Origin of the sequence: Streptococcus parasanguinis (assembly GCF_001074805.1) — a bacterium.
In the GTDB taxonomy this organism is placed as follows: domain Bacteria; phylum Bacillota; class Bacilli; order Lactobacillales; family Streptococcaceae; genus Streptococcus; species Streptococcus parasanguinis_A.
Window position 1 is genome coordinate 1 of the sequence record NZ_JUPI01000090.1, and the last position, 26,549, is coordinate 26,549.

General features: G+C 41.8%; 23 protein-coding genes and 2 pseudogenes. 23 read left to right on the forward strand and 2 right to left on the reverse strand.

Features of this window, described 5'->3' with window-relative positions:
• The first annotated feature begins 238 nt into the window (after positions 1-238).
• From tsaE to brpA, 3 genes are read left to right on the forward strand one after another with little or no spacing between them, the layout of a single operon-like run.
• Positions 239-694, forward strand: a complete 456-nt coding sequence (tsaE, locus tag ADI76_RS06160) for a tRNA (adenosine(37)-N6)-threonylcarbamoyltransferase complex ATPase subunit type 1 TsaE (protein WP_049515146.1) — start codon at positions 239-241, stop codon at positions 692-694.
• Positions 687-1,217 carry a GNAT family N-acetyltransferase gene (locus tag ADI76_RS06165; RefSeq protein ID WP_049515147.1) on the forward strand — a complete coding sequence of 177 codons (531 nt, stop codon included), beginning with the start codon at positions 687-689 and terminating at the stop codon, positions 1,215-1,217. Before tsaE ends, ADI76_RS06165 begins: the two co-directional genes overlap by 8 nt.
• 13 nt (positions 1,218-1,230) lie before the next feature.
• Positions 1,231-2,424 (forward strand): biofilm formation/cell division transcriptional regulator BrpA, encoded by a 1,194-nt coding sequence (gene brpA, locus ADI76_RS06170; RefSeq protein WP_049515148.1) that lies wholly within the window; start codon positions 1,231-1,233, stop codon positions 2,422-2,424.
• 21 nt (positions 2,425-2,445) lie between these two features.
• Here the strand turns inward: brpA and ADI76_RS06175 are convergent, their stop codons facing one another.
• The gene (locus ADI76_RS06175) at positions 2,446-2,736 is read right to left on the reverse strand and encodes a hypothetical protein (RefSeq protein ID WP_049515149.1); all 291 of its coding nucleotides are present in this window, start codon (positions 2,734-2,736) and stop codon (positions 2,446-2,448) included.
• Positions 2,737-2,747: 11 nt separating this feature from the next.
• A complete protein-coding gene (locus ADI76_RS06180) occupies positions 2,748-3,161 on the reverse strand; it encodes an HIT family protein (RefSeq protein ID WP_049515150.1) in 414 nt (137 codons plus the stop codon).
• A gap of 67 nt (positions 3,162-3,228) precedes the next feature.
• Between ADI76_RS06180 and ADI76_RS06185 the strand changes: the two genes are divergently transcribed.
• The 20 genes and pseudogenes from ADI76_RS06185 (at position 3,229) to ADI76_RS06275 (ending at position 26,444) form a co-directional block, all read left to right on the forward strand.
• Positions 3,229-3,960 carry an ABC transporter ATP-binding protein gene (locus ADI76_RS06185; protein ID WP_049515151.1) on the forward strand — a complete coding sequence of 244 codons (732 nt, stop codon included), beginning with the start codon at positions 3,229-3,231 and terminating at the stop codon, positions 3,958-3,960.
• Complete coding sequence (locus tag ADI76_RS06190; RefSeq protein WP_049515152.1) at positions 3,957-5,012, forward strand: ABC transporter permease; 1,056 nt, start codon at positions 3,957-3,959, stop codon at positions 5,010-5,012. The genes ADI76_RS06185 and ADI76_RS06190 overlap by 4 nt, the downstream gene beginning before the upstream one ends.
• 40 nt (positions 5,013-5,052) lie before the next feature.
• On the forward strand, positions 5,053-5,847 hold the full coding sequence (gene ccrZ / locus ADI76_RS06195; RefSeq protein ID WP_023920250.1) for a cell cycle regulator CcrZ: 795 nt from the start codon (positions 5,053-5,055) through the stop codon (positions 5,845-5,847).
• Positions 5,844-6,479 (forward strand): tRNA (guanosine(46)-N7)-methyltransferase TrmB, encoded by a 636-nt coding sequence (gene trmB / locus ADI76_RS06200; RefSeq protein WP_049515153.1) that lies wholly within the window; start codon positions 5,844-5,846, stop codon positions 6,477-6,479. Before ccrZ ends, trmB begins: the two co-directional genes overlap by 4 nt.
• Positions 6,480-6,576: 97 nt before the next feature.
• Positions 6,577-7,056: a ribosome maturation factor RimP gene (gene rimP / locus ADI76_RS06205; protein WP_049515154.1), complete on the forward strand. Its 480-nt coding sequence runs from the start codon at positions 6,577-6,579 to the stop codon at positions 7,054-7,056.
• A 44-nt stretch (positions 7,057-7,100) separates the two neighbouring features.
• Positions 7,101-8,243, forward strand: coding sequence for a transcription termination factor NusA (gene nusA, locus ADI76_RS06210; RefSeq protein ID WP_003010402.1), 1,143 nt, complete (start codon positions 7,101-7,103; stop codon positions 8,241-8,243).
• Positions 8,244-8,257: 14 nt separating this feature from the next.
• A complete protein-coding gene (gene rnpM / locus ADI76_RS06215) occupies positions 8,258-8,554 on the forward strand; it encodes an RNase P modulator RnpM (protein ID WP_003010401.1) in 297 nt (98 codons plus the stop codon).
• A complete protein-coding gene (locus ADI76_RS06220) occupies positions 8,547-8,846 on the forward strand; it encodes a YlxQ-related RNA-binding protein (RefSeq protein ID WP_003010399.1) in 300 nt (99 codons plus the stop codon). The genes rnpM and ADI76_RS06220 overlap by 8 nt, the downstream gene beginning before the upstream one ends.
• 16 nt (positions 8,847-8,862) lie before the next feature.
• Positions 8,863-9,481, forward strand: a pseudogene (locus ADI76_RS11885) (translation initiation factor IF-2 N-terminal domain-containing protein); the annotation flags it as partial.
• Between the two features lie 107 nt (positions 9,482-9,588).
• Positions 9,589-11,577 (forward strand): annotated as a pseudogene (infB, locus tag ADI76_RS06225) (translation initiation factor IF-2); the annotation flags it as partial.
• Positions 11,578-11,650: 73 nt separating this feature from the next.
• Complete coding sequence (gene rbfA / locus ADI76_RS06230) at positions 11,651-12,001, forward strand: 30S ribosome-binding factor RbfA (protein WP_003003976.1); 351 nt, start codon at positions 11,651-11,653, stop codon at positions 11,999-12,001.
• A gap of 179 nt (positions 12,002-12,180) precedes the next feature.
• Positions 12,181-13,812 carry a Na/Pi cotransporter family protein gene (locus ADI76_RS06235; RefSeq protein WP_049515156.1) on the forward strand — a complete coding sequence of 544 codons (1,632 nt, stop codon included), beginning with the start codon at positions 12,181-12,183 and terminating at the stop codon, positions 13,810-13,812.
• A gap of 152 nt (positions 13,813-13,964) precedes the next feature.
• A complete protein-coding gene (gene nagA / locus ADI76_RS06240) occupies positions 13,965-15,122 on the forward strand; it encodes an N-acetylglucosamine-6-phosphate deacetylase (protein WP_049515162.1) in 1,158 nt (385 codons plus the stop codon).
• Positions 15,123-15,294: 172 nt separating this feature from the next.
• Positions 15,295-15,513, forward strand: coding sequence for a hypothetical protein (locus tag ADI76_RS06245; protein ID WP_049515157.1), 219 nt, complete (start codon positions 15,295-15,297; stop codon positions 15,511-15,513).
• Positions 15,510-16,352, forward strand: a complete 843-nt coding sequence (locus tag ADI76_RS06250; protein WP_049515158.1) for an aldo/keto reductase — start codon at positions 15,510-15,512, stop codon at positions 16,350-16,352. The genes ADI76_RS06245 and ADI76_RS06250 overlap by 4 nt, the downstream gene beginning before the upstream one ends.
• Positions 16,353-16,621: 269 nt before the next feature.
• On the forward strand, positions 16,622-21,040 hold the full coding sequence (locus ADI76_RS06255) for a S8 family serine peptidase (protein WP_049515159.1): 4,419 nt from the start codon (positions 16,622-16,624) through the stop codon (positions 21,038-21,040).
• A 331-nt stretch (positions 21,041-21,371) separates the two neighbouring features.
• A complete protein-coding gene (gene glyQ, locus ADI76_RS06260) occupies positions 21,372-22,289 on the forward strand; it encodes a glycine--tRNA ligase subunit alpha (RefSeq protein ID WP_002886077.1) in 918 nt (305 codons plus the stop codon).
• Between the two features lie 280 nt (positions 22,290-22,569).
• Positions 22,570-24,606: a glycine--tRNA ligase subunit beta gene (glyS, locus tag ADI76_RS06265; protein ID WP_049515160.1), complete on the forward strand. Its 2,037-nt coding sequence runs from the start codon at positions 22,570-22,572 to the stop codon at positions 24,604-24,606.
• Positions 24,607-24,639: 33 nt separating this feature from the next.
• Positions 24,640-24,897 carry a DUF896 family protein gene (locus ADI76_RS06270; RefSeq protein ID WP_003012632.1) on the forward strand — a complete coding sequence of 86 codons (258 nt, stop codon included), beginning with the start codon at positions 24,640-24,642 and terminating at the stop codon, positions 24,895-24,897.
• A gap of 164 nt (positions 24,898-25,061) precedes the next feature.
• Positions 25,062-26,444, forward strand: coding sequence for an amino acid permease (locus tag ADI76_RS06275; protein WP_049515161.1), 1,383 nt, complete (start codon positions 25,062-25,064; stop codon positions 26,442-26,444).
• Positions 26,445-26,549 lie beyond the last annotated feature (105 nt).

Genomic DNA, 26,549 nt, shown 5'->3' on the forward strand with positions numbered 1-26,549 from the left:
CTCAATAATTCCGAGTGCCTGAAACGTTATTGTTTCAGGCACTTTTCTCACGGCGGAAAGTTTCAGTATTTTCTTAAATCGATTTAAAAATTGGAACTCAAATTTATTTTTTTTTTTGCAGAATCACTTAACTTATTTTACTTTAAAATAGTTTGTCTATCTATCTAAAAAGCAAACCTGAGTCGAACAATTTCTAAAAGAAAGAGCAGATTTTTAAAAAGTTTGGTATAATAGAGAAATGATTAGTCACAATGAAACGGAGCTGATCGCTCTAGGAAAACAGCTAGGAAAACTCTTAGAAAAGCAAGACGTGATCATTTTATCAGGTGATCTAGGAGCAGGAAAAACGACCTTTACCAAAGGAATTGCAAAGGGGTTAGGGATTGATCAGATGATTAAAAGCCCGACCTATACCATTGTTCGTGAATACGAAGGTCGCTTGCCTTTATACCATTTGGATGTTTACCGGATTGGGAATGATCCAGATTCTATTGATTTAGATGATTTTCTATTTGGAGATGGTGCTACCATTATTGAATGGGGAGAGTTGATTGAGCCGAGTCTCTCGGATGCTTATCTTAAAATTTTTATCCGAAAATTGGAAGATGGGCGAGAGTTGGCTTTTGAGGCTCATGGAGAGCGTGCAGAAGCTTTACTAGCATCCTTTGAGCAGGTGGAAAAAACCGATGACTAAGGAAAAGGAAGTGACACTAGAAATTCGGCAAGCTGAAAGTGCAGACGCGGCTCTTGTCGTTGATTTCTTAAATCAAGTTGGGAAAGAGTCAGATTACATGACGCTAGATGAAGCTGGGATAGGCATGTCTCCAGCAGACATGGAGCATTTTCTAATGGTGCAAGAGATGGCGGATAACCGGATTTGCCTCTTGTTATTTCTAGATCAGGAACTGGCAGCTTTGTTAAATATCACTGCGGCTTATCAACGGTCTGTTCAGCATATTGGAGATGTCTTTATTGTGGTTCGAAAAGCTTATTGGAATCAAGGACTTGGACAGATCTTGTTGGAAGAAGGAATCGAGTGGGCGCACTCGACCGGTGTTCTTAGGAAACTAATCTTGAATGTCCAAGTGCGCAATGAACGAGCGGTTCACCTGTATAAAAAGTTAGGTTTTGAGATCGAAGGTTGCCAAGCTCGTGGAGCTTGTTCAGCTGAAGGAGAATTCTTAGATGTTTACCTTATGGGCAAACTGATAGATTAGAGAGAGAGTCTACATGGTTAAAAAAATTATTTTGATGTTTTTGAGCTTATTGACGGTAACAGTGATTGGGATCGGGGCCTATGGTCTCACCATCCTCAATCAAACAACAGGGACCCTCAGTAAGACCTATAAGGGCTTTGGGAATGAGACCAATGTCATCGCAGAAAACAAGCCGATGACCATTCTTTTGATGGGGGTTGATACAGGTAGTGGTTCTCGGGAAGATCCTTGGGCCGGAAATAGTGATACCATGATTTTGGTGACTGTTAATCCTCAAACCAAAGAAACAACCATGACTAGCTTGGAAAGAGATATTTTAACCAATATTACTTCAGATGGCGAAACAGTCCAAGCAAAATTGAATTCGGCCTATGCTCAAGGTGGTGCCAAGTTAGCCATTAAGACCATTCAGGATCTCTTGAATATCCATATTGACCGTTATGTCATGATCAATATGAAGGGATTGGTTCAATTAGTGGATAAGGTTGGTGGCATTACGGTCAACAATCCATTTGACTTTGATATCTCGATCGAGGAAAATGAGCCAGAATATACGGCTAAGATTGCACCAGGACGTCAGGAGATTAATGGGGATCAAGCCCTCGTTTATTCACGAATGCGTTATCAGGACCCAGAAGGAGACTATGGACGCCAAAAACGCCAACGTGAAGTGATCAAAAAGATTGTTGAGAAAGTATTAAGCCTCAATAGTTTGAGTCATTATAAAGGAATCATTGAGTCTGTTAGTGACAATATGCAAACCAACATTTCACTTGACAGCAACAGCCTTCTTCAATTGCTCGGCTATAAAGACGCCCTTTCAACGATTCATCAGTACCAGTTGAAAGGAGAAGATGCAACCTTAGCAGATGGTGGTAGCTACCAGATTGTCACTTCAAAACATATCTTAAAAATTCAAAATATCATCCGCAAAGCTTTGGGCAAGAAAGAAATTAAAACACTGAAAACCAATGCTTATCTATTGGATGGAGATGAAGATTTGAAGAATGCTTCTTCTCAAAATGATACGCCAGTGGCATCATCTGAGGAAGCACCTGTTTACCAAGAGTTTAACCAACTGCCAGTTGCACCATCGACTCAGGATACGGGAGTGGTGACACCTCAGAGTTCTGTCGCACCAGTAACGCCAGTTGCCCCTGCAGCTACAGAGTCGAGCAGTGTCGCGCCAGCTGCGCCGTCGGAATAAGAAAAAAACGATTGAGTTTTCTCAATCGTTTTTACTTGGTTGCCAGATGTCTTGAATTTCTTTTAGAGAGGCAGTTGCTTGTTGACGAAACAGTTTGGTCTTGTATTGGAAATCCATTACCAATTCTTGAAGATTGGTCTTTTGGTCTTGGATAATATCCAGATTACGTTGGATTTTTGCTAGGTTATCTTGAATGCCCTTAACCAATTGGCTGGATTCAGTCACCTCAGTTTTGATTTCTTTGCGGTTTTTAACCAGGTGGTAGCTAATGCTAGCTCCTGTTGCAAACCAAAAGAGATTTTTGAGTTTCATATGGTCTCCTTTTAGCTGTTTTTGATGGTTTCTGCGAGAACTGTTAATTGTTCAAAATTAGGTTCGTGTTCAGTAAATGAAATGGCCAGTTCATCTTGAGCGGAATAGCGAGGGATAATGTGGACATGGGTGTGAAAAACAGTTTGTCCAGAAACTTCTTCCATGTTACTGATGATATTCATTCCCTTGGCTTGAGTAGCGGCTTCTACTTTTTTAGCAACTTTAGAGACACGTGCAAATAGTTGAGCTGTGGCGGTTTCGTCCATCTCTAAGAGGTTGCGAGCGTGTTTTTTTGGAACGACTAACGTATGACCAGGAGTAACCTGAGAGATGTCCAAAAATGCGAGGACCTCCTCGTCCTCATAGACTTTGGATGAAGGAATGTCGCCAGCTATAATCTTACAAAAAATACAATCATCAACCATAAATACACCTCATTTAGACTAAATTTTGTTATAATATAAGAACATTATACCAGAAATCGGAGAAAATATGTTAGAAATCAACAAGTTGACAGGGGGCTATGTCAACATCCCTGTCCTGAAAGAGGTGAGTTTTTCGGTTCCGGATGGCCAAATGATTGGTTTGATTGGACTAAATGGAGCTGGGAAGTCAACCACGATTAATGAAATTATTGGTCTCCTGCATCCTTATGCTGGGGAGGTACGGATTGATGGTCTTAGTCTGCCAGAAGCTCCAACTGAATATCGGAAGAAGATTGGTTATATTCCAGAAACCCCTAGTCTTTATGAAGAATTAACCCTGAGAGAGCATATCGAGACCGTAGCTATGGCCTATGATTTAAATATGGATCAGGTCATGGTGCGCGTCCAGCCTTTGTTGGAACGCTTCCGTTTGGCTGAAAAATTAGATTGGTTCCCGACCCAGTTTTCAAAGGGGATGAAGCAGAAGGTCATGATTATTTGCGCCTATGCAGTAGATCCAAGCCTTTATATTGTTGATGAACCCTTTTTGGGATTGGATCCTGTTGCGATTGCAGATTTGATTCAGTTATTGGCAGATGAGAAGGCAAAAGGAAAATCGATTTTGATGAGTACCCACGTTCTGGATTCGGCTGAAAAGATGTGTGATGGTTTTGTGATCCTCCATAAGGGTCAGATCCGAGCAAAAGGGACCTTGGACGAGTTGCGTTCAACTTTTGGGGATGAGCAAGCAAGTTTAAATGATATCTACATGACCTTGACAGAAGAGGAAACAGCATGAAAGAGTTGATGAAAAAACGGCAACAAACGTTTCGAACTCAATGTGTAAAATATAGCCGCTATGTTCTCAATGATCATTTCGTCCTCTTTATGCTGATTTTCATAGGATTTTTGGCGGTTCAATACAGCCAATTTTTGAAAGATCTACCAAAAAATACAAGCCTGATCCGCTGGAGTCTCATGATTGGTTTGCTCCTCTTGGTTCCGATAGGCTCCATTGCGACCTACTTAGAGAAGCCCGATGCTTTATTTCTTTTGGTAAAGGAAGAGGAAGTGAAAAGTTATATCAAAGGGCAGGCCAAGAAGTCTTTTGTCTTTTGGTTTTTGATTCAAAGTGTTGTCCTTCTGTTATTTGTGCCTCTTCTTCTGGCAACGGGGCTGGATAAACTTGCTATTGTAGCTTATATCCTTGTCTTAGGGGTGGCTAAAGGGGCTGTTTTTAGCTGGAAGGAAGCGCGCTTCTACCAGGATGGAAATTTGAATTGGACCTTAGCCATTGCTCGTGAGAATGCAAGGAAACAATTGATCCTTCGCTTCTTTGCCTTGTTTACAACGGTAAAAGGTATTACTAACAGTGTCAAAAGAAGAGCCTACTTGGATGGTTTCTTAGGGCTTCTTCCCAAAACACATGGGAATACGTGGCTTCACTTATATATGCGCTCCTTCCTACGGAATGGAGATCTTTTCTCTATGACTCTCCGACTCTTGGCTCTTTCCATTCTCGCTATGGTCTTTATCCCCCAAACTCTAGTGGTGATCGTTCTTGTAGCCTTGCTCAATTATTTGATCATTTTTCAATTGTTGGGACTTTATAGCGCTTTTGATTACCAACCGTTGACCCTTCTTTTTCCAATGGAAAAAGGAAGTAAAAAGGCAGGATTGAACAAAACGCTTCAGCTGTTAATGGTTATGATAACGGTGATAGAAGGGGGAATTGGCCTGGTCTTTATATCAGATAAAGTCCTGTTACTAGGCTTATTAGCTTATACAGTTGCTTTAACCCTGCTCTATCTTCCATTTAAAATGGCGCGCTTGGTTGACGAAAGTCGTTAAAATTAGTAAAATAGATTGGAAACTTTTTACGGAGGAAAAGATGGACTCGAATGAAAAAGAGCTAAGCCTCACCCCAATTCCTGGGAAGAGTGGGAAGGCCTACATGGGGACCTACCCAGATGGTGGGCGCGTTTTTGTAAAAATGAATACGACCCCAATCCTTGCGGGTCTAGCAAAAGAACAGATTGCTCCTCAATTGTTATGGAGTCGACGTTTGCCAGATGGAAATGTGATGAGTGCCCAAGAATGGTTGAATGGGGAGATTCTCACGCCAAATGGAATGTCAAAAAAACAAGTGGTCAATATTCTAACGAGATTGCACCGTTCTAGACCTTTGATGACTCAATTAAAGAAACTTGGGTATCCGGTGGAATCTCCTTTAGAGTTGCTCAATTCTTGGAGTAACCGGTTGCCAATTGCCCTACGTCAGAACCACTACATTCAATCAGTCGTAAAGAATTTACGTAAGACAGTGCCAGCCTTTCGGGAGGATTATGCGACGATCGTCCATGGGGATGTCCGTCATAGTAACTGGATTGAGACAGAGAGCGGCTTGATTTATCTAGTCGATTGGGATTCCGTTCGTTTAACTGACAGGATGTTGGATGTGGCGCATATCTTGAGTCACTATATTCCAGATTCCAATTGGCGCGATTGGTTAGGTTATTATGGTTACAAGTACAACCAAAAGGTGTTTGATAAACTCTATTGGTTTGGTCAATACTCCTTCTTGTGGCAAATTGCTAAATACTATGAAAATAATGATTTAGAAAATGTCAATCGCGAGATCTATGCTCTGCGCAATTTCCGGTTGAAATATGGAAAGGAAATATGAGAGTTAGAAATCGCAAAGGAGCGACAGAATTACTAGAAGCCAATCCACAATATGTGGTCCTAAATCCAGAAGATGCTAAAGGAAAATGGCATGGGATTTTCGGAAATGACCACCCCATCCATATTGAAGTGGGAAGTGGAAAAGGGGCCTTTATTACTGGGATGGCTAAGGCCAATCCAAAGATCAACTACATCGGAATTGATATTCAAAAATCGGTTTTAAGTTATGCTTTAGATAAGGTCTTAGAAGCTGATGTTCCTAATATTAAATTACTTTGGGTAGATGGGGATAGCTTGACTAACTATTTTGAAGACGGAGAAATTGATCAGCTCTATCTGAATTTTTCAGATCCATGGCCAAAGAAACGTCATGAGAAGCGTCGCTTGACTTACAAGACCTTCCTAGACACCTTCAAGCAAATTCTTCCAGAACATGGGGAGATTCACTTTAAAACAGACAACCGAGGTTTGTTTGAATACAGTTTGGTGAGTTTTTCGCAATATGGAATGACTTTGAAGGGAGTCTGGTTAGACCTTCATGCTAGTGACTTTGAGGGCAATGTCATGACGGAATATGAGAAGAAGTTCTCAAGTAAAGGCCAGGTCATTTACCGTGTAGAAGCACAGTTTTAGCATATTCCTTGCAATCATTGGGAAATCGTGCTATAATACATTAAATGAATAGAAAAGGAGAGGCGGGGAAATATCTTCGCCTCTTATCTATGAGGAGGTGGCAACCATCGCAACGATTGTTGACTTAGTAACAGAAGTGATTCAGCCAGCTATAAAGGAACCATTTGAATTGGTTGATGTTGAATATGGCAAAATGGGTGGTGACTACGTCTTAAGCATTTTCGTAGACAAACCAGAAGGAATCACACTGAATGATACAGCGGATTTGACAGAAATCATCAGTCCGCTATTGGATCAAATCAAACCAGACCCATTTCCAGAACAGTACTTTTTAGAAGTCACCAGTCCTGGCTTGGAGAGACCTTTGAAAACCCAGGAAGCACTCGAGGGAGCTGTTGGTAAGTACGTCAATATCAGCTTGTACAAGGCTGTTGAAAAGCAAAAGGTCTTTGAGGGGAACCTGGTAGGTTTTGAAGAGGATGTTTTGACCATTGAGTATATGGATAAAACACGAAAGAAAATAGTGGATATTCCTTATAACCTTGTGTCCAAAGCAAGGTTGGCTGTAAAATTGTAACAGAATGAAAGAAAGGATGCCTTTATAGAAGAGGCAAGAAAAACATGAGTAAAGAAATGCTAGAAGCCTTCCGCATTTTGGAAGAAGACAAAGGGATCAAAAAAGAAGATATCATCGAAGCAGTCACAGAATCATTGCGTTCAGCTTATCGCCGTCGTTATGGACAATCAGAAAGTGCAGCGATTGAATTCAATGAAAAAACTGGAGATTTCCGTGTTTATACGGTTCGTGAAGTAGTCGATGAAGTCTTTGATAGCCGTTTAGAAATCAGCTTGAAGGATGCCTTGGCCATTAGCTCTGCTTATGAGTTGGGGGATAAGATCAAGTTTGAAGAAGCACCAGCTGAATTTGGTCGTGTAGCAGCTCAATCTGCCAAACAAACGATCATGGAAAAAATGCGTAAGCAAACGCGCACCATCACCTATAACACTTATAAAGAACATGAAAATGAAATCATGAGTGGAACGGTGGAGCGCTTTGACAATCGTTTTATCTATGTCAATCTTGGTTCGATCGAAGCTCAATTGTCTAAGCAAGATCAAATTCCAGGAGAAGTGTTCCAATCTCATGACCGGATTGAAGTCTTTGTCTACAAGGTAGAAGATAATCCACGTGGTGTCAATGTCTTTGTTAGTCGAAGCCACCCTGAAATGATCAAACGTTTGATGGAACAAGAAATTCCTGAAGTCTATGATGGAACTGTTGAGATTATGAGTGTAGCGCGTGAAGCTGGAGATCGTACAAAAGTTGCGGTTCGTAGCCATAATCCAAACGTAGATGCGATTGGGACTATCGTTGGTCGTGGTGGATCGAATATTAAAAAGATTACCAGCAAGTTCCACCCAGCTCGATACGATCAGAAATTAGACCGTATGGTTCCGACAGAAGAAAATATCGATGTCATCGAATGGGTTCCAGATCCAGCTGAATTCATCTACAATGCGATCGCTCCTGCAGAAGTGGACCAAGTTATTTTTGATGATGAAGATAGCAAACATGCTCTCGTTGTGGTCCCAGACAACAAATTATCTCTTGCCATTGGTCGTCGTGGTCAAAACGTTCGTTTAGCGGCTCATTTGACTGGTTACCGCATCGATATCAAATCTGCCAGTGAGTTTGAAGAAATGGAAGCAGCTCAAGAAACTTTTGAAGACCAAGTAGAAAGTGGCGAAGAGCAAGTCGATTAAGAGAGGGAGGGAAAATGGTAAAAACAAGAAAAATCCCTTTAAGAAAATCTGTCGTTTCAAATGAAATTATTGATAAGCGCGATTTGCTCCGGATTGTCAAAAATAAAGAAGGACAAGTCTTTATCGATCCAACTGGCAAAGCCAATGGTCGAGGTGCCTACATCAAGCTAGACAATGAAGAAGCGGCACTTGCTAAGAAAAAGAAAGTTTTTAATCGTAGCTTTAATATGGAAGTGGAAGAAGCTTTCTATGATGAATTGATCGCTTATGTAGATCATAAGGTGAAGAGAAGAGAGTTAGGCCTTGAATAAGCAAAAGATAAGTAATTTGTTAGGCTTGGCGCAAAGAGCAGGAAAACTAATTTCTGGAGAAGAACTCGTGATCAAAGCAATCCAGGAAGAAAAAGCAAAATTAGTTTTTCTGGCAAATGATGCAGCTAGTAACCTGACAAAAAAGGTGACAGATAAGGGTCACTATTATGAGGTTCAAGTATCTACCGTGTTTTCAACACTAGAATTAAGCACTGCAATTGGACGTGCCCGGAAGGTCGTCGCTGTTGTAGATGCTGGATTTTCAAAGAAAATGAGGTCTCTTATGGAATAGAAGAGGAGGACAGCAATTGTCTAAGAAAAGATTATACGAAATTGCCAAAGAATTGGGCAAGGAAAGTAAGGAAGTCGTCACTCGTGCGAAAGAATTAGGTTTTGACGTCAAGAGTCATGCATCTAGTGTCGATACTGATGTTGCTGAAAAGCTGATCAAGAGCTTTGCAGCGAAAAAAGAAACAGTCGAAAAGAAAGTAGCAGAAGTGGCTGCCAAGACAACGGCTGTCGCAGCGAAAAAAGAAGCAGCACCTGTAAAGAAAGAAGAGGTAACTGAGACAAAATCAGTAACACCAGCTGCTAAACCAAAGAGTCGTAACTTCAAAGCGGAACGAGAAGCGCGTGCAAAAGAGCAGGCTGAGCGTAGAAAACAACAAGACAATCGTCCAAAACGCGATCGCAAAGACAATCAGCGTTATGGTGATAACCGAAATCAACGACCACAAGAGCGTAATGAACAACGAAATCAAAGTACAGATCGTCGAAATAATAGACCAGATCAAAGACGTAGTGCTCAACCCCAAGTAGCACAAAAAATTGATTTCAAAGCGCGTGCAACAGCTCTGAAAGCTGAACAAAATGCCGAGTACGCACGTGGAAGTGAAGATCGCTACAAACAACAAGCTGCAAAAGCAGAACAAGAACGTCAACAGCGCCGGAAACGTGTAGAAGCACCAGAAGTGAAGGTACCTGTACAGGAACCGGCTGTTGAGAACCATACAAAACCAGCTGTAGCTGCTACTCCAGCTCAAGTTGATACACGTCGGAAGAAACAAGCGCGACCAGATAAGAAACGCGATGATTTTGATCGTGAAGAAGATGGTCCAAGAAAACAACAAAGGAATCGAAATAGTCAAAATCAAGTGAGAAATCAGAAAAATAGTAACTGGAATAACAATAAGAAAAATAAAAAAGGAAAGAACAACCGCAATGATGCTCCAAAACCAGTAACAGAGCGTAAATTCCATGAATTACCAAGTGAATTTGAGTATACGGATGGAATGACGGTTGCAGAAATCGCAAAACGCATTAAACGTGAACCGGCTGAAATCGTTAAGAAACTCTTCATGATGGGAGTCATGGCGACGCAAAACCAATCCTTGGATGGCGATACCATTGAACTCCTTTTGGTAGATTATGGAATTGAAGCCAAGAAAAAGGTTGAAGTGGACAATGCCGATATTGAGCGTTTCTTCGTGGAAGATGGGTATCTGAACGAAGATGAGCTAGTGGAGCGTCCACCAGTTGTAACCATCATGGGACACGTTGACCATGGTAAAACAACCCTTTTGGATACCCTTCGTAACTCCCGTGTGGCGACAGGAGAAGCTGGTGGAATCACCCAGCATATCGGTGCCTACCAAATCGTGGAAAATGGCAAGAAGATTACCTTCTTGGATACACCAGGACACGCGGCCTTTACTTCTATGCGGGCACGTGGTGCATCTGTTACCGACATTACCATCTTGGTCGTAGCGGCAGATGACGGGGTGATGCCTCAAACAATCGAAGCCATCAACCACTCAAAAGCTGCCAATGTTCCAATCATTGTGGCCATTAACAAGATTGATAAACCAGGCGCTAATCCAGAGCGTGTGATCGGTGAATTGGCAGAGCATGGGGTTATGTCAACTGCCTGGGGTGGCGATTCTGAGTTTGTAGAAATCTCAGCTAAGTTCAACCAAAACATCGATGAGTTGTTGGAAACAGTCCTTCTTGTGGCTGAGATCCAAGAACTCAAAGCAGACCCAACCGTTCGTGCGATCGGTACTGTTATCGAAGCCCGTTTGGATAAAGGAAAAGGTGCGGTGGCAACCCTCCTTGTTCAACAAGGTACCTTGAATGTCCAAGATCCAATCGTTGTCGGAAATACCTTTGGACGTGTTCGTGCCATGACCAATGACCTCGGACGTCGTGTGAAGGTAGCAGGTCCATCTACTCCGGTTTCTATCACTGGTTTGAACGAAGCTCCAATGGCGGGTGACCACTTCGCGGTTTATGAAGATGAAAAATCTGCGCGTGCAGCGGGTGAAGAACGTGCCAAACGTGCTTTGATGAAACAACGTCAAGCAACCAACCGTGTCAGCCTTGAAAATCTCTTTGATACCTTGAAGGCTGGAGAAGTGAAATCCGTTAATGTCATCATCAAGGCCGATGTACAAGGTTCGGTTGAAGCTCTTGCTGCTTCCCTTCAAAAGATTGAAGTGGAAGGTGTGAAAGTGACCATCGTTCACTCAGCAGTTGGTGCCATCAACGAATCAGACGTGACCCTTGCAGAAGCTTCAAATGCCTTCATCATCGGATTTAACGTCCGTCCTACTCCACAAGCACGTCAACAAGCTGAAGCTGACGAGGTGGAAATCCGTCTTCACTCAATCATCTACAAAGTGATTGAAGAAATGGAAGATGCCATGAAAGGTATGTTGGATCCTGAGTTCGAAGAGAAAGTCATCGGGGAAGCAGTTATTCGTGAAACCTTTAAGGTCTCTAAAGTGGGTACCATTGGTGGATTTATGGTCCTTAGTGGTAAGGTTACACGTGATTCCAAAGTCCGTGTCATTCGTGACGGTGTCGTGATCTATGACGGTGCTCTTGCAAGCTTGAAACACTTCAAAGATGATGTCAAAGAAGTGACAAATGGTCGTGAAGGTGGATTGATGATTGAAGGCTACAATGATATCAAGACAGATGATACCATCGAAGCCTACATCATGGAAGAAATTAAAAAATAAGAGGCTGACTAGGAAAAAAGAGGACTTTTCTCTGATTTCCTAGTTTTTAAACACAAAGCAGAAAGGAGTTCCTATGGCAAGTCATTTTCGGACAGATCGAGTAGGGATGGAAATCAAGCGTGAAGTCAATGAGATTTTACAAAAGAAAGTCCGTGACCCGCGTGTTCAAGGCGTTACTATTACGGATGTTCAAATGCTAGGTGATTTGTCTATGGCCAAAGTGTATTATTCAATTATGAGTGATTTGGCTTCAGACAATCAAAAGGCTCAGACAGGCCTTGAAAAAGCAACAGGAACCATCAAGCGTGAATTAGGTCGGAATTTGAAACTGTACAAGATTCCGGATCTTACTTTTGTCAAAGACGAGTCTATCGAATACGGTAACAAGATCGATGAGATGTTACGCAATTTGAACAAGGACTAGAGAGGTTGGAAATTTTCCACCCTCTTTTTTTGGCTCTTAAAAAAAGGAAAATAAAACAGATAGAAAAAAACGGTTTCAAAAAATAAAAGAAATTTACAGAAATCTCTTGTGTGATTGGAAATTATCCTTTACAATAGGAGAGGAGTTTTATTTTTGATCTCATATTTGGAGGAATGATCATGTCCATTAACTGGCAGGAAATTTTGTTTAACTTTTTGGGAGGGTTGGGTCTCTTTCTCTATAGTATTAAAACCATGGGAGAAGGACTGCAACAAGCTGCAGGGGACCGGCTTCGCTACTATATTGATAAATATACCAGCAATCCTTTCCTTGGAGTCTTAGTAGGGATTGTTGTGACAGCCCTCATTCAGTCTAGTACTGGGGTAACGGTGATTACCGTTGGTCTGGTCAGTGCGGGTCTCTTGACCCTGCGCCAAGCCATTGGAATCATCATGGGAGCTAATATTGGGACCACGGTCACCTCATTCATTATTGGGTTTAAACTGGGGACTTATGCCCTTCCAATTATGTTTCTCGGAACGGTTCTACTTTTCTTTACCAAGAATCGAATGGCTAATAATATTGGTCGGATTCTCTTTGGGGTTGGAGGAATTTTCTACGCTTTAAACCTGATTAGTGCGGGAATGAGCCCTTTAAAAGAATTGCCAGAATTTAGTCAGTACATGATCACCCTTGGAAAAAATCCAATTCTTGGTGTTTTAGCGGGAGCCATCATCACCGTTTTGATTCAAGCTTCTTCAGCTACCATTGGGATTTTACAAGGTTTGTATTCAGGTGGTTTCCTAGATCTTCGCGGTTCGCTTCCTATCCTTTTTGGGGACAATATCGGGACAACCCTAACGGTTATTATTGCAGCTATGGGGGCCAATATTTCTGCTAAGCGTGTTGCAGCAACCCACGTGCTCTTTAACTTGATCGGAACAATCCTTTGTTTGATCTTGCTGACACCTTTTACAGCCATGATTGAATACTTCCAAGGGCTCTTGCATTTGTCACCAGAAATGACGATTGCTTTTTCTCACGGTGCCTTCAACGTGACCAACACCATTATTCAATTCCCATTCATTGGAGCTTTGGCTTACTTTGTGACCAAGCTGATTCCTGGTGAGGATGAGGTTGTCAAATATGAACCGCTCTACTTGGATGAAAACTTGATCACTCAAGCGCCTTCGATTGCTCTTGGGAATGCGAAAAAAGAGTTGCTTCATTTAGGTGGGTATGCAGATAAAGCCTTTAGCCTCTCTTATGATTATATTGTTCATCAAAATGAAAAAACAGCTGAAAAGGGACACAAGACAGAAGAAGCCATCAATACCATTGATGATGATTTGACTCGCTACTTGATTCGTTTGTCAAGTGAAGCCTTGAGTCCGAGAGAAAGTGAAGTTCTCACCAATATCTTAGATTCTTCACGGGATTTGGAGCGGATTGGAGATCACGCGGAAGCCTTAATTAATCTAACCGATTATTTAATTCGTAAGAAAGTGGTCTTTTCAGAAGCGGCCTTGGCCGAATTGGAAGATATTTACAACCAAACCCATCAATTTGTAGAGGATGCTTTGAAATCTATCGAGCACAATGATGTGAGTCTTGCAAATCAACTAGTAGCACGTCACGATGCAATTGAAAAATTGGAGAAAAGACTTCGGAAAACTCATATTCGTCGGTTGAACCAAGGTGAATGTACGCCACAAGCCGGAGTGAACTTTATTGATATCATTTCTCACTATACACGTGTTGCAGACCATGCCATGAATCTAGCTGAAAAAGTACAAATCGAGCAAATTTAATGAATGTCAAACAGAGTAAGTAGGAAGCTTGCTCTGTTTTTATATGATTCTATCTAAAAATAGGTCTAGACCATTTACAAATGGAAGTGAAAGCGTTATAATATGTATGAATATAAATGGAACACAGTTCCTACAATGGAAAGGACGATTTTATGTCTACATATATTAAAGCAGATCAATTTTATTACCCACATGGGGTTCGTCGTGGAGGTTATTTGGAGCTCGTCAATGGCAAGTTTGGAAAACATGTGGAAAGCTTACCAGAAGGAGCAGATGTGCTGGATTATTCAGGTTACAGTATTGCTCCGGGCTTGGTGGATACCCATATTCACGGTTTTGGTGGAGTAGATGTTATGGATAATAATATCGAAGGCACTCTCCATACCATGAGTGAAGGTCTCTTGAGTACCGGGGTCACAAGCTTTTTGCCTACGACTTTGACTTCCTCTTACGAACAACTTTTGGCGGTAACTGAAAATATTGGTGCACGATACAAAGAAGCAACAGGCGCTAAGATTCGCGGTATTTATTTTGAGGGACCTTATTTTACAGAAAAATACAAGGGAGCTCAAAATCCAGCTTATATGAAAGATCCAAGTATGGAAGAATTCCGTGCTTGGCAAAAAGCGGCTAATGGTCTGTTGAATAAGATTGCCCTTGCTCCTGAGCGTGAAGGGGTAGAAGACTTTGTTCGGACCATTACAGGAGAAGGAGTGACAGTCGCCCTGGGACACTCCAATGCTACTTTTGAAGAAGCTAAAAAAGCGGTTGATGCAGGTGCGAGTGTCTGGGTGCATGCCTATAATGGTATGCGTGGTTTGACTCACCGTGAACTCGGTATGGTTGGAGCTATGTATGAGTTGCCTCATACTACAGCAGAGTTGATCTGTGATGGCCATCACGTTGATCCGCTAGCTTGTGATATCCTGATGAAACAAAAAGGAAAAGAAAATGTTGCCTTGATTACTGACTGTATGACAGCTGGGGGATTAGAAGACGGGGACTACATGCTTGGGGAATTTCCAGTCGTGGTCGCTGAAGGGACTGCTCGCTTGAAATCAACTGGTAATCTGGCTGGCTCAATCTTGAAATTGAAAGATGGATTAAAAAATGTTGTAGAGTGGGGGCTTGCCAACCCTTACGAAGCAGTGATGATGGCTAGTCTCAATCCGGCAAAATCAGTCCATATTGATGATGTTTGTGGTCAAATTCGAGAAGGTTATGATGCGGACTTTATTGTGCTTGATCAAAATTTGGATCTGGTGGCGACCTATCTCGATGGGGTCAAACGTTACCAAGCTATGAACTAGATTCAAGAATCGAAGATAGAACAAACCTCTCTAGGTCATACCTAGAGAGGCTTTTGTGATGTATTCATAGGGGGATCAGTATGTAGGATCTTTTTTTGTTTACCCATGGTAGTGCAATTTTGTGAATGCTGTCTTTTCATGCTATAATGGGAATTGAAATGTGAGGTAGCTTATGAAGGCAATTGATATACGTTTTTTATTGATGGGAATTTTTTTCTTGCTCTATGGTATTGTAAGAAAAAATATTTTTATTGTGATCGTTGGTGGGGCATTCTTAGTTTATAGTTTTTATAGCAAGAAGATGGAGCCAACCAAGAAGAATATTTTTAAACCAGAGCTCAAGCTTCGAGGGCCTAAGAAACCGAAATCGAAGAAAGGAAAGAAAAAATGAATCATTATCGTTTAAATAATGGGGTGGAAATTCCTGTATTGGGATTTGGAACTTGGAAAGCAGCGGATGGAGAAGAAGCCTATCAGGCTGTTTTAGCTGCTTTAAAAGCAAGTTACCGGCATATCGATACAGCTGCGATTTATCAAAATGAAGAGAGCGTTGGTCGGGCGATCAAGGATAGTGGTCTTAAACGCGAAGACTTGTTTATTACCACAAAACTTTGGAATACTCATCACACCTATGAAGATGCTCAAGCTGCTTTGGACGAGTCTCTTGAGAAACTGGGTTTGGACTATGTCGATCTTTATTTGATTCATTGGCCAAATCCAAAACCCCTTCGAGAAAATGATGCTTGGAAAGTGCGAAACGCTGAGGTTTGGCGAGCCATGGAAGATATGCTAGCTGTTGGTAAGGTTCGGGCTATTGGCATTAGCAATTTTCTTCCCCATCATTTGGAAGCGCTCCTTGAAACAGCTCGGGTCATCCCAGCTGTGAACCAAATTCGTCTAGCACCTGGGGTTTACCAAAGCGAAACCATTGCTGCAAGTCGCAAGCATGGTATCTTACTAGAGGCTTGGGGACCTTTTGGCCAAGGGGAGTTGTTCCAAAATGAACAAGTAAAAGAAATGGCTAGTAAATATGGAAAGACCGTTGCTCAACTAGCCTTAGCTTGGAGTTTACAAGAAGGCTTCCTTCCATTGCCAAAATCGGTTACGCCTGAGCGGATTGCGAGTAATCTAAATTGCTTTGATTTTGAATTGGCGGCAGATGATGTGGAACTCCTGCGCCATCTTCCGGTTGAAGCAGGTGCACCAGATCCGGACACCAAAGATTTTTAAAAGAGAATTTCTATTCATTAATGAAAACCGAGGACAGTTTCGTTCTCGGTTTTTAAAAACCTTTCAAACATGAAATATTTTTAAGGATCCAACAAAAAACAGATGTTCTATAATATTTTCCTGTTCAACTTCAAAAATTTCCGAACGAAAATAAGTTAATAATTAGTAATATACGTAAATATTACAATTGTGTTACAATTCATTTTTGAATGAATTTTCAGATAATTTTGCGTTATAATAGTTACTATTAAAATAAAAGGGGAGTTTCTATGAATAGACAAGAGCGTTTTTCATTAAGGAAATACAAATTTGGTGTAGCCTCAGTTTTATTAGGGGCTGTTTTGGTATTTGGATCTGCACAAGCGAGTGCAGAAGAACAAACAGCGGGTCAAACGAGCGCTGGGACACAGCTTGTAGCAAACAGTCAACAGGCACCTGCTGAAGAAGAGCATTCACAAGCAACAGAAGCAAGTACAGCAGTTGCTAGTGAGAAAGTAGCAGTTGCAAATGAAGCAACAGTTGCTGAAAAAACAAGTCATACAACAGAAGCAGCTGTAGTTGAAAAAAAAGAAGCTCCGAAAGAGGCAACTACTGTTCCAGAAACAAAACTGGAAGAAGCGGAAAAACCTGTTGAAAAAGCAACAGTAGTGGCTACTGCGACAAGTTCGGAAACAACGAATCGCCATGAGTCAACTGAAAAACCTCAAAGCATCGAAAGTGACGAAATCATTACTGTTCCCCAAACCTGGAAGCAAGGCTACAAAGGGGAAGGGATGGTGGTCGCCGTCATCGACTCTGGTTTGGATGTGAACCACGAGGTTCTTCGTATTACCGATCCTTCAAAAGCTAAGTTTAAAAACCAAGAAGAAATCGAAGCTGCTAAGAAAGCAGCAGGAATTGATTATGGTAAATGGTACAACGACAAAGTTGTCTATGCCTATGACTATTTTGATGGTACAGATAATATCAAAGAGGCTGAAAGAGATTCTCACGGGATGCACGTTACAGGGATTGCGACGGGGAATCCTGATAAAGTAGCAGGCAACGGAGAAAAGATCTATGGTGTAGCACCAGAAGCGCAAGTTATGTTTATGCGTGTCTTCTCAGATCGTCAAAAAACAACGGGATCTGCTCTTTATGTAAAAGCAATTGATGATGCTGTAGCTCTTGGTGCAGATACTATCAACATGAGTCTTGGCTCTACGACTGGTTCTACGGTCAATGCGGATTCAGATATTGTGGATGCCATTAAACGAGCGCGCGCTAAAGGCGTATCTGTCTTAATTTCTGCAGGAAATAGCAATAGCTTTGGAAATGGTTACTCAAGACCTTCTGCTGAAAATCCAGATTATGGTTTGGTCGGAAATCCTTCAACAGTAGAGGACTCCATCTCTGTTGCTTCTATCAATAATAAAATCATTACCACAGAAGTTTTTGAAGTCAAAGGCCTTGAAGGAAATGCAGAATTAGATAACGGGAAATTTGACTACAGTAAATCTGCAACAGATACAGACTTTGAAAAAGGTAAAGAATATGAGTATGTATCTGTTGGTCTTGGGAAAGAAGATGATTTCAAAGATCTAGATCTTACTGGTAAATTAGCGCTTATTCAACGTGGAGAAATCCCATTCACAGAAAAAATTGCTAATGCCCTCCATCATGGTGCAGTAGGGGCTATGGTCTACAATAATGTGGAAGGATCAAACCTTGGAATGTCAATTGATGGGGATGCTAAGAAAATTCCATCTGTCTTCATTTCAAAACGCTATGGGGAAGCTCTTAAAGCTGGATCTTACAAAGTTGTCTTTAACAATACCATGGCCAACCGTCCATCTCCAGAAGCAGACCAATTGTCTGATTTTTCAAGCTGGGGTGTAACAACAGATGGTCAGTTAAAACCAGATGTCACAGCACCTGGTGGGAATATCTTCTCTTCTTTAAATGACAATACATATGGGGATATGAGTGGTACTAGTATGGCCTCACCTCACGTAGCAGGTGTTGCAGCCTTGGTTAAAGAATACCTTGTGAAGAACCATCCAGAATTGACTCCAGAACAAGTTTCTGCAACTGTTAAGGCCTTGATTATGTCTACGGCTAAACCACACGTTAACAAAGAAACAGGTGCTTATACTTCTCCTCGTCAACAGGGAGCAGGGGTTGTTGACACAGCAGCAGCCGTTTCAACCGACTTGTATGTCACTGGTGAAAACAACTATCCAAGCGTCACTCTTGGTAATGTTGGAGATAGCTTTACATTTGATGTGACGGTTCACAATATTTCAGATACCGATCGTACCTTGAAAATGTTGGTGAATACTGACACAGATGGAGTGAAAGATGGTAAATTTACTCTTCGCCCACGTAAATTGACTGAAACAGCTTGGCCAGAAGTGACTGTGAAAGCACATAGTTCTGAAACAGTTACGGTGAAAGTCGATACAAGTAAATTCACAGAAGAATTGAGCAAAGAAATGCCGAACGGCTATTTCCTTGAAGGATTTGTTCGCTTTGTTGATCCGGCTGATGATGGAGATGTGGTCAGCTTGCCATTTATGGGCTTCAAGGGAGAATTCCAAAATCTTCCCGCTGTTGAAAAGCCAGTCTATGATTTGGTTCGCGAAGGAAAAGATGGATTCTACTACCATATTCCAAAAGATTTGAATATCTCTTCTAGTGCCAATGTTTCTGCGCTCGTCACTCAGCAAAATGACTTCCTTCTCACTCAAGGAAAACGAGATGGTCGTCGGATTACAGTCCTTGGTATTGACGAAAATGCAGAAGGAACTCACACCCTTCAACTAGATGAAAACGGAAATGTTCGCATTGCCATTTCACCAAATGAAGATGGAAATAAAGATTTCGTCGAATACAAGACAGTTGCCCTTAGAAACATTGAAAACCTTCGTGCAAGTGTCTACGCAGCAAGTGATACGGAACATCAACATCCAATTTGGGAAGGAACACCATCTGACCATCGTAAGAACTTCTTCAACGGTGACCAAAAGAACCCACGCAGCTATACGCTAGCTAATACTGCCTGGTCTGGTAGCGATGCTAATGGAAATGCGGTAGCAGATGGTCTATATGATTATGTCATCCGTTACACCCCAATGGTTCCTGGAGCTGAGGAGCAATCAACGACCTTCAAGGTTCGGGTTGATACTCAAAAACCAGTGATTACATCTGGCTATATTCGCTTTAAAGACGGAGCACAACAGTTTGTTGCACGTAAAGCCAAAGATGTTGGTGAAGGCGGTATCTTGACAGAAAAACTAGTTTATGTCACACCATTTGATGAACAAGGAACGATGGTCCAAACCAGTGAAGATAAGAATGGTACTCGTGCGCTTGAAAATTACCATGTGATCAAGGCCAATGAAGATGGTAGCTTCGATCTTCCTGAAAACATCGATAAGAAGAATATCTACTACTACGTAGAGGACTTTGCGGGGAACGTAGATTATGTTTCGCTAGCTGATTTAGTTCGGGATCAAAATAGTGGTCGGGTTCAAATTGCTGTTCGTGACGTTAAAACGAACAAAGATTTGGATACTATGTATGTTTACCGAATCAAAGATAGCAATGGTCAATATGTATCAGTTGACAAGACAAAAGATATTAACTTCTTAAACTTCGGTCATTACACTGCAGAAATCTTTACCTATGATCGTACCGAAGTGAAATTTGTCAGCAGCTTGACGCAAGAATTTGATTTGACAGAAGATAATAGTTTCCAAACAATCGCTTTCCTTGCTAATACTTTGGAATACGCACCAGTTAGCATTAGCTTTGATCAACCAGTTTCAAAAGCGGCTACGATCGTATTAAAAGGTGCTGAAGGTGAAAACTTTGTATTGCCAGCTGAAAAATATGGTAAAAACGGCTTTGGGAAATCTGTCGCAACTGGTCAATATACCTTGGTCGCAACCCTTCCTACAGGTTATGAACTAGCTGAGGAAGCACCAGTGATCTCAGTTGTCGCAGGGCGCAATAACAATTATCGTATTGGAGTGATCTCAAAAGTGGATCTCTTGGCTGCTTTGAACAACCAAGCAGTTGTTACAAAGACAGCTCAATACTTCAATGCGAGTGCGGATAAGAAAGAAGCTTATGATCAAGCCTTGCAAGCTGCCCAAGCAGCCTTGACCAACAAGGTCAGTCAAGAGCAAGTCAACCAAGCTCTAGCTAGTCTTGAAGCTGCTAGCCAAGCTTTGGATGGGAAAGATTCAAACGTTGCGGCTTTGAAAGAAGCCATGCAAGCTTATGATGCTACGACTAAAACGGGTCGTTATGCTAATGCCAAAGAAAAAGTACGTCGCGACTACGACCGCGCTTTCCAAACAGTGGCCTTGCTTGCAGTTGATCCAACTGTGAAACAAGAACAAATCAATCAAGCACTTGCTGAGCTTAGCCGTGCGGAAGGAAAATTAAACGGGAAAGCAACTGATTTTTCAAGCCTTGAAAAATACATCAAGGAAGAATTGAAATTCCAAGAAAAGAATGCTAAATTCATCTATGCTGGAAATAAAGAAAAAGAAGCTTACCTAGTGGCTTTCAAGGATGCACAAACCATCCTTTCAAATCCAGGAGCAAGCCAACAAGATGTAAAAGATGCTTTGACAGCCTTGAAAAATGCCAAGAAAAAACTTCATGGTAAAAAACCAAAAGCTGCAAGACGTCCATAAGAAAAACAAAATAGTTTGTTAGCCTAGAATCCATCTGAAACATTTGTTTCAGATGGATTTTTATTTACAAGTACCTAAAAATTTGCTATAATACTGACAAGAAAGAAGGGCTTATGGCGTTTTTCTAGCGAACTTGGGATAGTGAAAGCCAAGTAGAGCAAAGTAGGCAAGTGGCGCTTTCTATCAGCAAATAGCTGAAGACAAACAGATAAAATGAAGTAATAAATTAGGGTGGAACCGCGTTTCTGACGCCCCTAGGTCACAGACTTAGGAGTGAAGACACGGTTCTTTTTGTATTCTGAGTCACAAAGATAAAATGAAGGAGTATTCAATGTCTAAGAAATTAACATTTCAAGAAATTATTTTGACTTTGCAACAATACTGGAATGACCAGGGGTGTATGCTTATGCAGGCTTATGATAATGAAAAGGGTGCAGGAACCATGAGTCCTTACACCTTTCTTCGTGCCATTGGTCCTGAGCCATGGAATGCGGCTTATGTAGAGCCATCTCGTCGTCCAGCGGATGGTCGTTACGGAGAAAACCCAAACCGCCTTTACCAACACCACCAATTCCAAGTGGTTATGAAACCTTCTCCATCAAACATCCAAGAGCTCTACCTTGAGTCATTGGAAAAATTGGGGATCAATCCTTTGGAACACGATATTCGTTTCGTTGAAGATAACTGGGAAAACCCATCAACTGGTTCAGCTGGTCTTGGTTGGGAAGTTTGGCTTGACGGTATGGAAATCACTCAGTTCACCTACTTCCAACAAGTTGGTGGATTGGCAACTGGTCCGGTAACTTCTGAGGTCACTTACGGTTTGGAACGTTTGGCTTCTTACATCCAAGAAGTAGATTCTGTTTACGATATTGAGTGGGCTCCAGGCGTTAAATACGGAGAAATCTTCCTTCAACCAGAATACGAACACTCAAAATACAGCTTTGAAGTTTCTGACCAAGATATGCTTCTTGAAAACTTCGAAAAATTTGAAAAAGAAGCAGGACGTGCCTTGGAATTGGGTCTTGTTCACCCTGCCTATGATTACGTTTTGAAATGTTCACATACTTTTAACTTGCTAGATGCTCGTGGCGCTGTTTCTGTTACAGAACGTGCCGGTTACATTGCCCGCATCCGTAACTTGGCCCGTGTCGTAGCCAAAACCTTCGTCGCAGAACGTAAGAAACTCGGTTACCCACTTCTTGACGAAGCCACACGCGCCAAACTCCTAGCAGAAGAGGAAGAATAATAAGCGTTACAAGAATGGAAAATGGGCAAACAAAGTGAGCCCACATGGCTACCCAGAGGCAAGTCGAAGACTTGCTAAAGGGATAGGCGCCGCCGTACTGGTATATGGGGATTTTTGAAACGTTAGGTTCAAAAATCAGTTGGCTAAATCCACTTTGATGAGACTGTTGGGAATCGATGTCGAGAAGACAGAAGATTTCCTTACAGCATCACAAAGTTAGTTAGCAACGTCCCCAGTACCTAAGGCGCCTATCAAAAAAGAATTTTGTAAAGGAAGAAACATGACAAAAAACTTATTAGTAGAACTTGGACTTGAAGAGTTGCCAGCCTACGTTGTCACACCAAGTGAAAAACAACTCGGTGAGAAAATGGCAGCCTTCTTGGATGACAACCGTCTTTCATACGAAAGCATTCAAACCTTCTCAACACCACGCCGTTTGGCAGTCCGTGTCATTGGCTTGGCGGATCAACAATCGGATTTGACTGAAGATTTTAAAGGACCTTCTAAGAAAATCGCCTTGGATGCTGATGGAAACTTCTCAAAAGCAGCGCAAGGCTTTGTCCGTGGAAAAGGCTTGACAGTCGATGACATCGAATTCCGTGAAGTTAAGGGTGAAGAATACGTTTACGTGACGAAACATGAAGCTGGAAAACCTGCTAAAGAAGTATTGGCTGGCGTTCCAGAAGTACTTGCTTCATTGACTTTCCCTGTCAGCATGCACTGGGCTAACAACACCTTTGAATACATTCGCCCAGTTCATACCTTGATTGTCCTTTTGGGGGATGAAGCGCTTGACCTCGACTTCTTGGATATCCATTCAGGTCGTGTGAGTCGCGGACACCGTTTCCTTGGACATGAAGTGGAAATTACCAATGCGGATTCGTACGAAGAAGACCTTCGTACCGTTTACGTCATTGCAGACAGCAAAGAACGTGAAAACATGATTCGTGAGCAAATCAAGGCTATCGAAGCAGAACAAGGTGTTCGAGTACAAATCGAAGAAGGACTTTTGAACGAAGTCTTGAACTTGGTGGAATACCCTACAGCCTTTATGGGAAGCTTTGACAATAAATATTTGGACATTCCAGAAGAAGTCTTGGTGACCTCAATGGAAACCCACCAACGTTACTTTGTTGTACGTGACCTTGATGGTAAGTTGAAACCAAACTTCATCTCAGTCCGTAACGGTAACGCCGAGCACTTGGAAAATGTTATCCGAGGAAATGAAAAAGTATTGGTGGCCCGTCTTGAAGATGGTGAATTCTTCTGGCGTGAAGACCAAAAACTTAAGATAGAAGACCTGGTTGCTAAATTGGCTAACGTAACTTTCCATGAAAAAATCGGTTCTCTCTCAGAACACATGGCGCGTGCTGGTGTTATTGCAGCATCACTAGCTGAACAAGCTGGTTTGACTGCTGAAGAAAGGGCAGCCGTAGCGCGTGCAGCTGAAATCTACAAATTTGACCTCTTGACGGGTATGGTCGGAGAGTTCGATGAATTGCAAGGAATCATGGGTGAAAAATACGCCCTCCTTGCTGGTGAGGATCCTGCAGTAGCGACAGCTATCCGTGAGCACTACCTTCCTGATTCAGCAGATGGAGCCCTTCCAGAGACTAAGGTTGGTGCTATCCTTGCGCTTGCAGATAAATTAGATACCCTCCTTTCTTTCTTCTCTGTTGGTTTGATTCCGTCTGGTTCCAATGACCCTTATGCGCTTCGCCGTGCAACGCAAGGGATTGTTCGTATCTTGGATGCCTTTGGTTGGTACATCCCGATGGATGAGTTAATCGACAGCCTTTACGGTCTTTCATTTGCTAGCCTTTCTTATGACAATCAAGCAGAAGTGCTCAACTTCATCAAGGCGCGTGTGGACAAGATGATGGGACGCACATCTAAAGACATCAAGGAAGCTGTACTTGCTGGTTCAAACTTCGTGGTTGCGGATATGCTTGAAGCAGCAGATGCTCTCTCAGAAGCTGCTAAGACGGATGGCTACAAGGCAGCTGTTGAGTCACTCTCACGTGCCTTCAACTTGGCAGAAAAAGCAGATGCTTCAGTAGCAGTCGATGCTAGTCTTTTTGAAAATGATCAAGAAAAGGCACTTGCTAAGGCGATTGAAGAATTAGAATTGACTGGTTCAGCTAGTGATAAATTGGCACAGCTCTTTGCTCTTAGTCCAGTCATCGATGCCTTCTTTGACAACACGATGGTGATGGCTGAAGATGAAACTGTTAAAAATAACCGTTTGGCCCTTCTTGCAGGTCTTGTATCTAAAGCCAATGCTGTTGCAGCCTTTAATCAATTGAACACAAAATAATAACCTGATGGCAGGTAGAAAGTAGGTCTTATTATGACACCTGAAAAAATTGCTCGTATCAATGAGCTTGCTAAAAAGAAAAAAACAGAAGGTTTGACGCCAGAAGAAGCAGTGGAACAAGCAAAACTTCGTGAAGAATACATTGAGGGTTATCGTCGTTCCGTTCGTCACCACATCGAAGGAATCAAAATTGTGGATGAAGAAGGAAATGATGTGACACCTGAGAAACTACGCCAAGTGCAACGGGAAAAAGGTTTGCATGGCCGTAGTCTCGATGACCCCAATTCATAATTAAAAGAGTGCTGGAAGAAACTCCAGCACTCTTTTGTACCTTCAAAATTCAGAACATTCTGGACTAGATTGACCAATTTTTTAAAACGTGGTATAGTAGATTGAGTGAAAATTGGAAGTATACTTTTCTGAAAAAGTACAGAAAAAAGAATTGGAGTAATCATATGTCAAAAAAACATCATCCTAGTCAAGAAACTGAAAATGGGATGGTTCGTGGTCTGCAAAATCGCCATGTTCAGTTGATTGCTATTGCAGGAACCATCGGAACAGGGCTCTTTCTTGGAGCTGGTCGTTCCCTTTCTTTGACAGGTCCGTCTATTATTTTAGTCTATATGCTGACTGGAGCTTTTATGTACTTCATGATGAGGGCGATTGGCGAGATGCTGTATATGGATCCAGATCAACACACCTTTATCAACTTTATTACCAAGTACTTAGGAAAGGGTTGGGGCTATTTTTCAGGATGGTCCTATTGGGTTTCCTTGGTATTTCTTGGGATGGCAGAAATTACAGCCGTTTCCAACTATGTCCAACTTTGGTTTCCAAATTGGCCAGCCTGGCAGATTCAAATCATCTTTTTAGCGCTTTTAAGTTGTGTGAATTTGATTGCTGTGAAGGTCTTTGGAGAGGTTGAATTCTGGTTTGGAATGATCAAGATTGTCACTATTTTAGCCCTGATCGCTACAGGGATCTTTATGGTGACGACGAATTTTGAAACACCAGCTGGACATGCTAGCTTAACCAATATTACCAATGGTTTTCAAATGTTTCCAAATGGTTGGGTCAAGTTTGTGATGGCCTTTCAGATGGTCTTCTTTGCTTATCAAGCAATTGAGTTTGTTGGAATTACCACATCAGAGACAGCTAATCCCCGCCAGGTCTTACCGAAAGCCATTAAAGAAATTCCAATCAGAATTGTAATTTTTTATGTAGGAGCTTTGTTAGCGATCATGGCTATTTTCCCCTGGCAACAGCTTCCTGTCAATAAGTCGCCGTTTGTAACGGTCTTTCAGATGGTAGGTATCAAGTGGGCAGCAGGATTGATTAATTTTGTTGTGTTGACAGCTGCCGCATCCTCCTTGAATTCCACTCTCTATTCAACAGGGCGTCACTTGTACCAGATTGCAAAAGAAACGCCAAACAGTAAAGTGATGAATCGTTTGAAGTTGAATAGCTTATCTCGTATGGGAATTCCAAGTCGCGCGATTATTATTTCTGCGATTGTGGTTGCTGTTTCAGCCTTTATCAATATCTTGCCAGGTGTATCAGATGCCTTTGCCTTGATTACGGCATCTTCTTCTGGTGTCTACATTGCTATTTATATTTTGACCATGTTAGCCCATCTTAAGTACCGTAAATCAAAAGAATTTATGCCAGATGGTTTTGTCATGCCGGCCTATAAAGTGTTGAATCCATTGACCATTGTTTTCTTCCTCTTTGTATTCGTTTGTCTCTTCTTGCAAGAATCAACATACATTGGAGCGGTTGGAGCAACCATCTGGATCATTCTTTTTGGGATCTACAGCAATTGGAAACATAATAAATAAACAGCAAGAGGCTGGGACAAAAGTCCTAGCCTCTTAATTATTTTTGAATTGTCGAGCAAGACGCAGTGGTTGAGTGGGCTCTACTACGCTGATTTCATCAGCTTT

Coding starts and splice junctions, on each gene's coding strand:
- tsaE (WP_049515146.1), top strand. CDS start 239: ATGATTAGTCACAATGAAACGGAGCTGATCGCTCTAGGAAAACAGCTA.
- ADI76_RS06165 (WP_049515147.1), top strand. CDS start 687: ATGACTAAGGAAAAGGAAGTGACACTAGAAATTCGGCAAGCTGAAAGT.
- brpA (WP_049515148.1), top strand. CDS start 1,231: ATGGTTAAAAAAATTATTTTGATGTTTTTGAGCTTATTGACGGTAACA.
- ADI76_RS06175 (WP_049515149.1), bottom strand. CDS start 2,736: ATGAAACTCAAAAATCTCTTTTGGTTTGCAACAGGAGCTAGCATTAGC.
- ADI76_RS06180 (WP_049515150.1), bottom strand. CDS start 3,161: ATGGTTGATGATTGTATTTTTTGTAAGATTATAGCTGGCGACATTCCT.
- ADI76_RS06185 (WP_049515151.1), top strand. CDS start 3,229: ATGTTAGAAATCAACAAGTTGACAGGGGGCTATGTCAACATCCCTGTC.
- ADI76_RS06190 (WP_049515152.1), top strand. CDS start 3,957: ATGAAAGAGTTGATGAAAAAACGGCAACAAACGTTTCGAACTCAATGT.
- ccrZ (WP_023920250.1), top strand. CDS start 5,053: ATGGACTCGAATGAAAAAGAGCTAAGCCTCACCCCAATTCCTGGGAAG.
- trmB (WP_049515153.1), top strand. CDS start 5,844: ATGAGAGTTAGAAATCGCAAAGGAGCGACAGAATTACTAGAAGCCAAT.
- nusA (WP_003010402.1), top strand. CDS start 7,101: ATGAGTAAAGAAATGCTAGAAGCCTTCCGCATTTTGGAAGAAGACAAA.
- rnpM (WP_003010401.1), top strand. CDS start 8,258: ATGGTAAAAACAAGAAAAATCCCTTTAAGAAAATCTGTCGTTTCAAAT.
- rbfA (WP_003003976.1), top strand. CDS start 11,651: ATGGCAAGTCATTTTCGGACAGATCGAGTAGGGATGGAAATCAAGCGT.
- ADI76_RS06235 (WP_049515156.1), top strand. CDS start 12,181: ATGTCCATTAACTGGCAGGAAATTTTGTTTAACTTTTTGGGAGGGTTG.
- nagA (WP_049515162.1), top strand. CDS start 13,965: ATGTCTACATATATTAAAGCAGATCAATTTTATTACCCACATGGGGTT.
- ADI76_RS06245 (WP_049515157.1), top strand. CDS start 15,295: ATGAAGGCAATTGATATACGTTTTTTATTGATGGGAATTTTTTTCTTG.
- ADI76_RS06250 (WP_049515158.1), top strand. CDS start 15,510: ATGAATCATTATCGTTTAAATAATGGGGTGGAAATTCCTGTATTGGGA.
- ADI76_RS06255 (WP_049515159.1), top strand. CDS start 16,622: ATGAATAGACAAGAGCGTTTTTCATTAAGGAAATACAAATTTGGTGTA.
- glyQ (WP_002886077.1), top strand. CDS start 21,372: ATGTCTAAGAAATTAACATTTCAAGAAATTATTTTGACTTTGCAACAA.
- glyS (WP_049515160.1), top strand. CDS start 22,570: ATGACAAAAAACTTATTAGTAGAACTTGGACTTGAAGAGTTGCCAGCC.
- ADI76_RS06270 (WP_003012632.1), top strand. CDS start 24,640: ATGACACCTGAAAAAATTGCTCGTATCAATGAGCTTGCTAAAAAGAAA.
- ADI76_RS06275 (WP_049515161.1), top strand. CDS start 25,062: ATGTCAAAAAAACATCATCCTAGTCAAGAAACTGAAAATGGGATGGTT.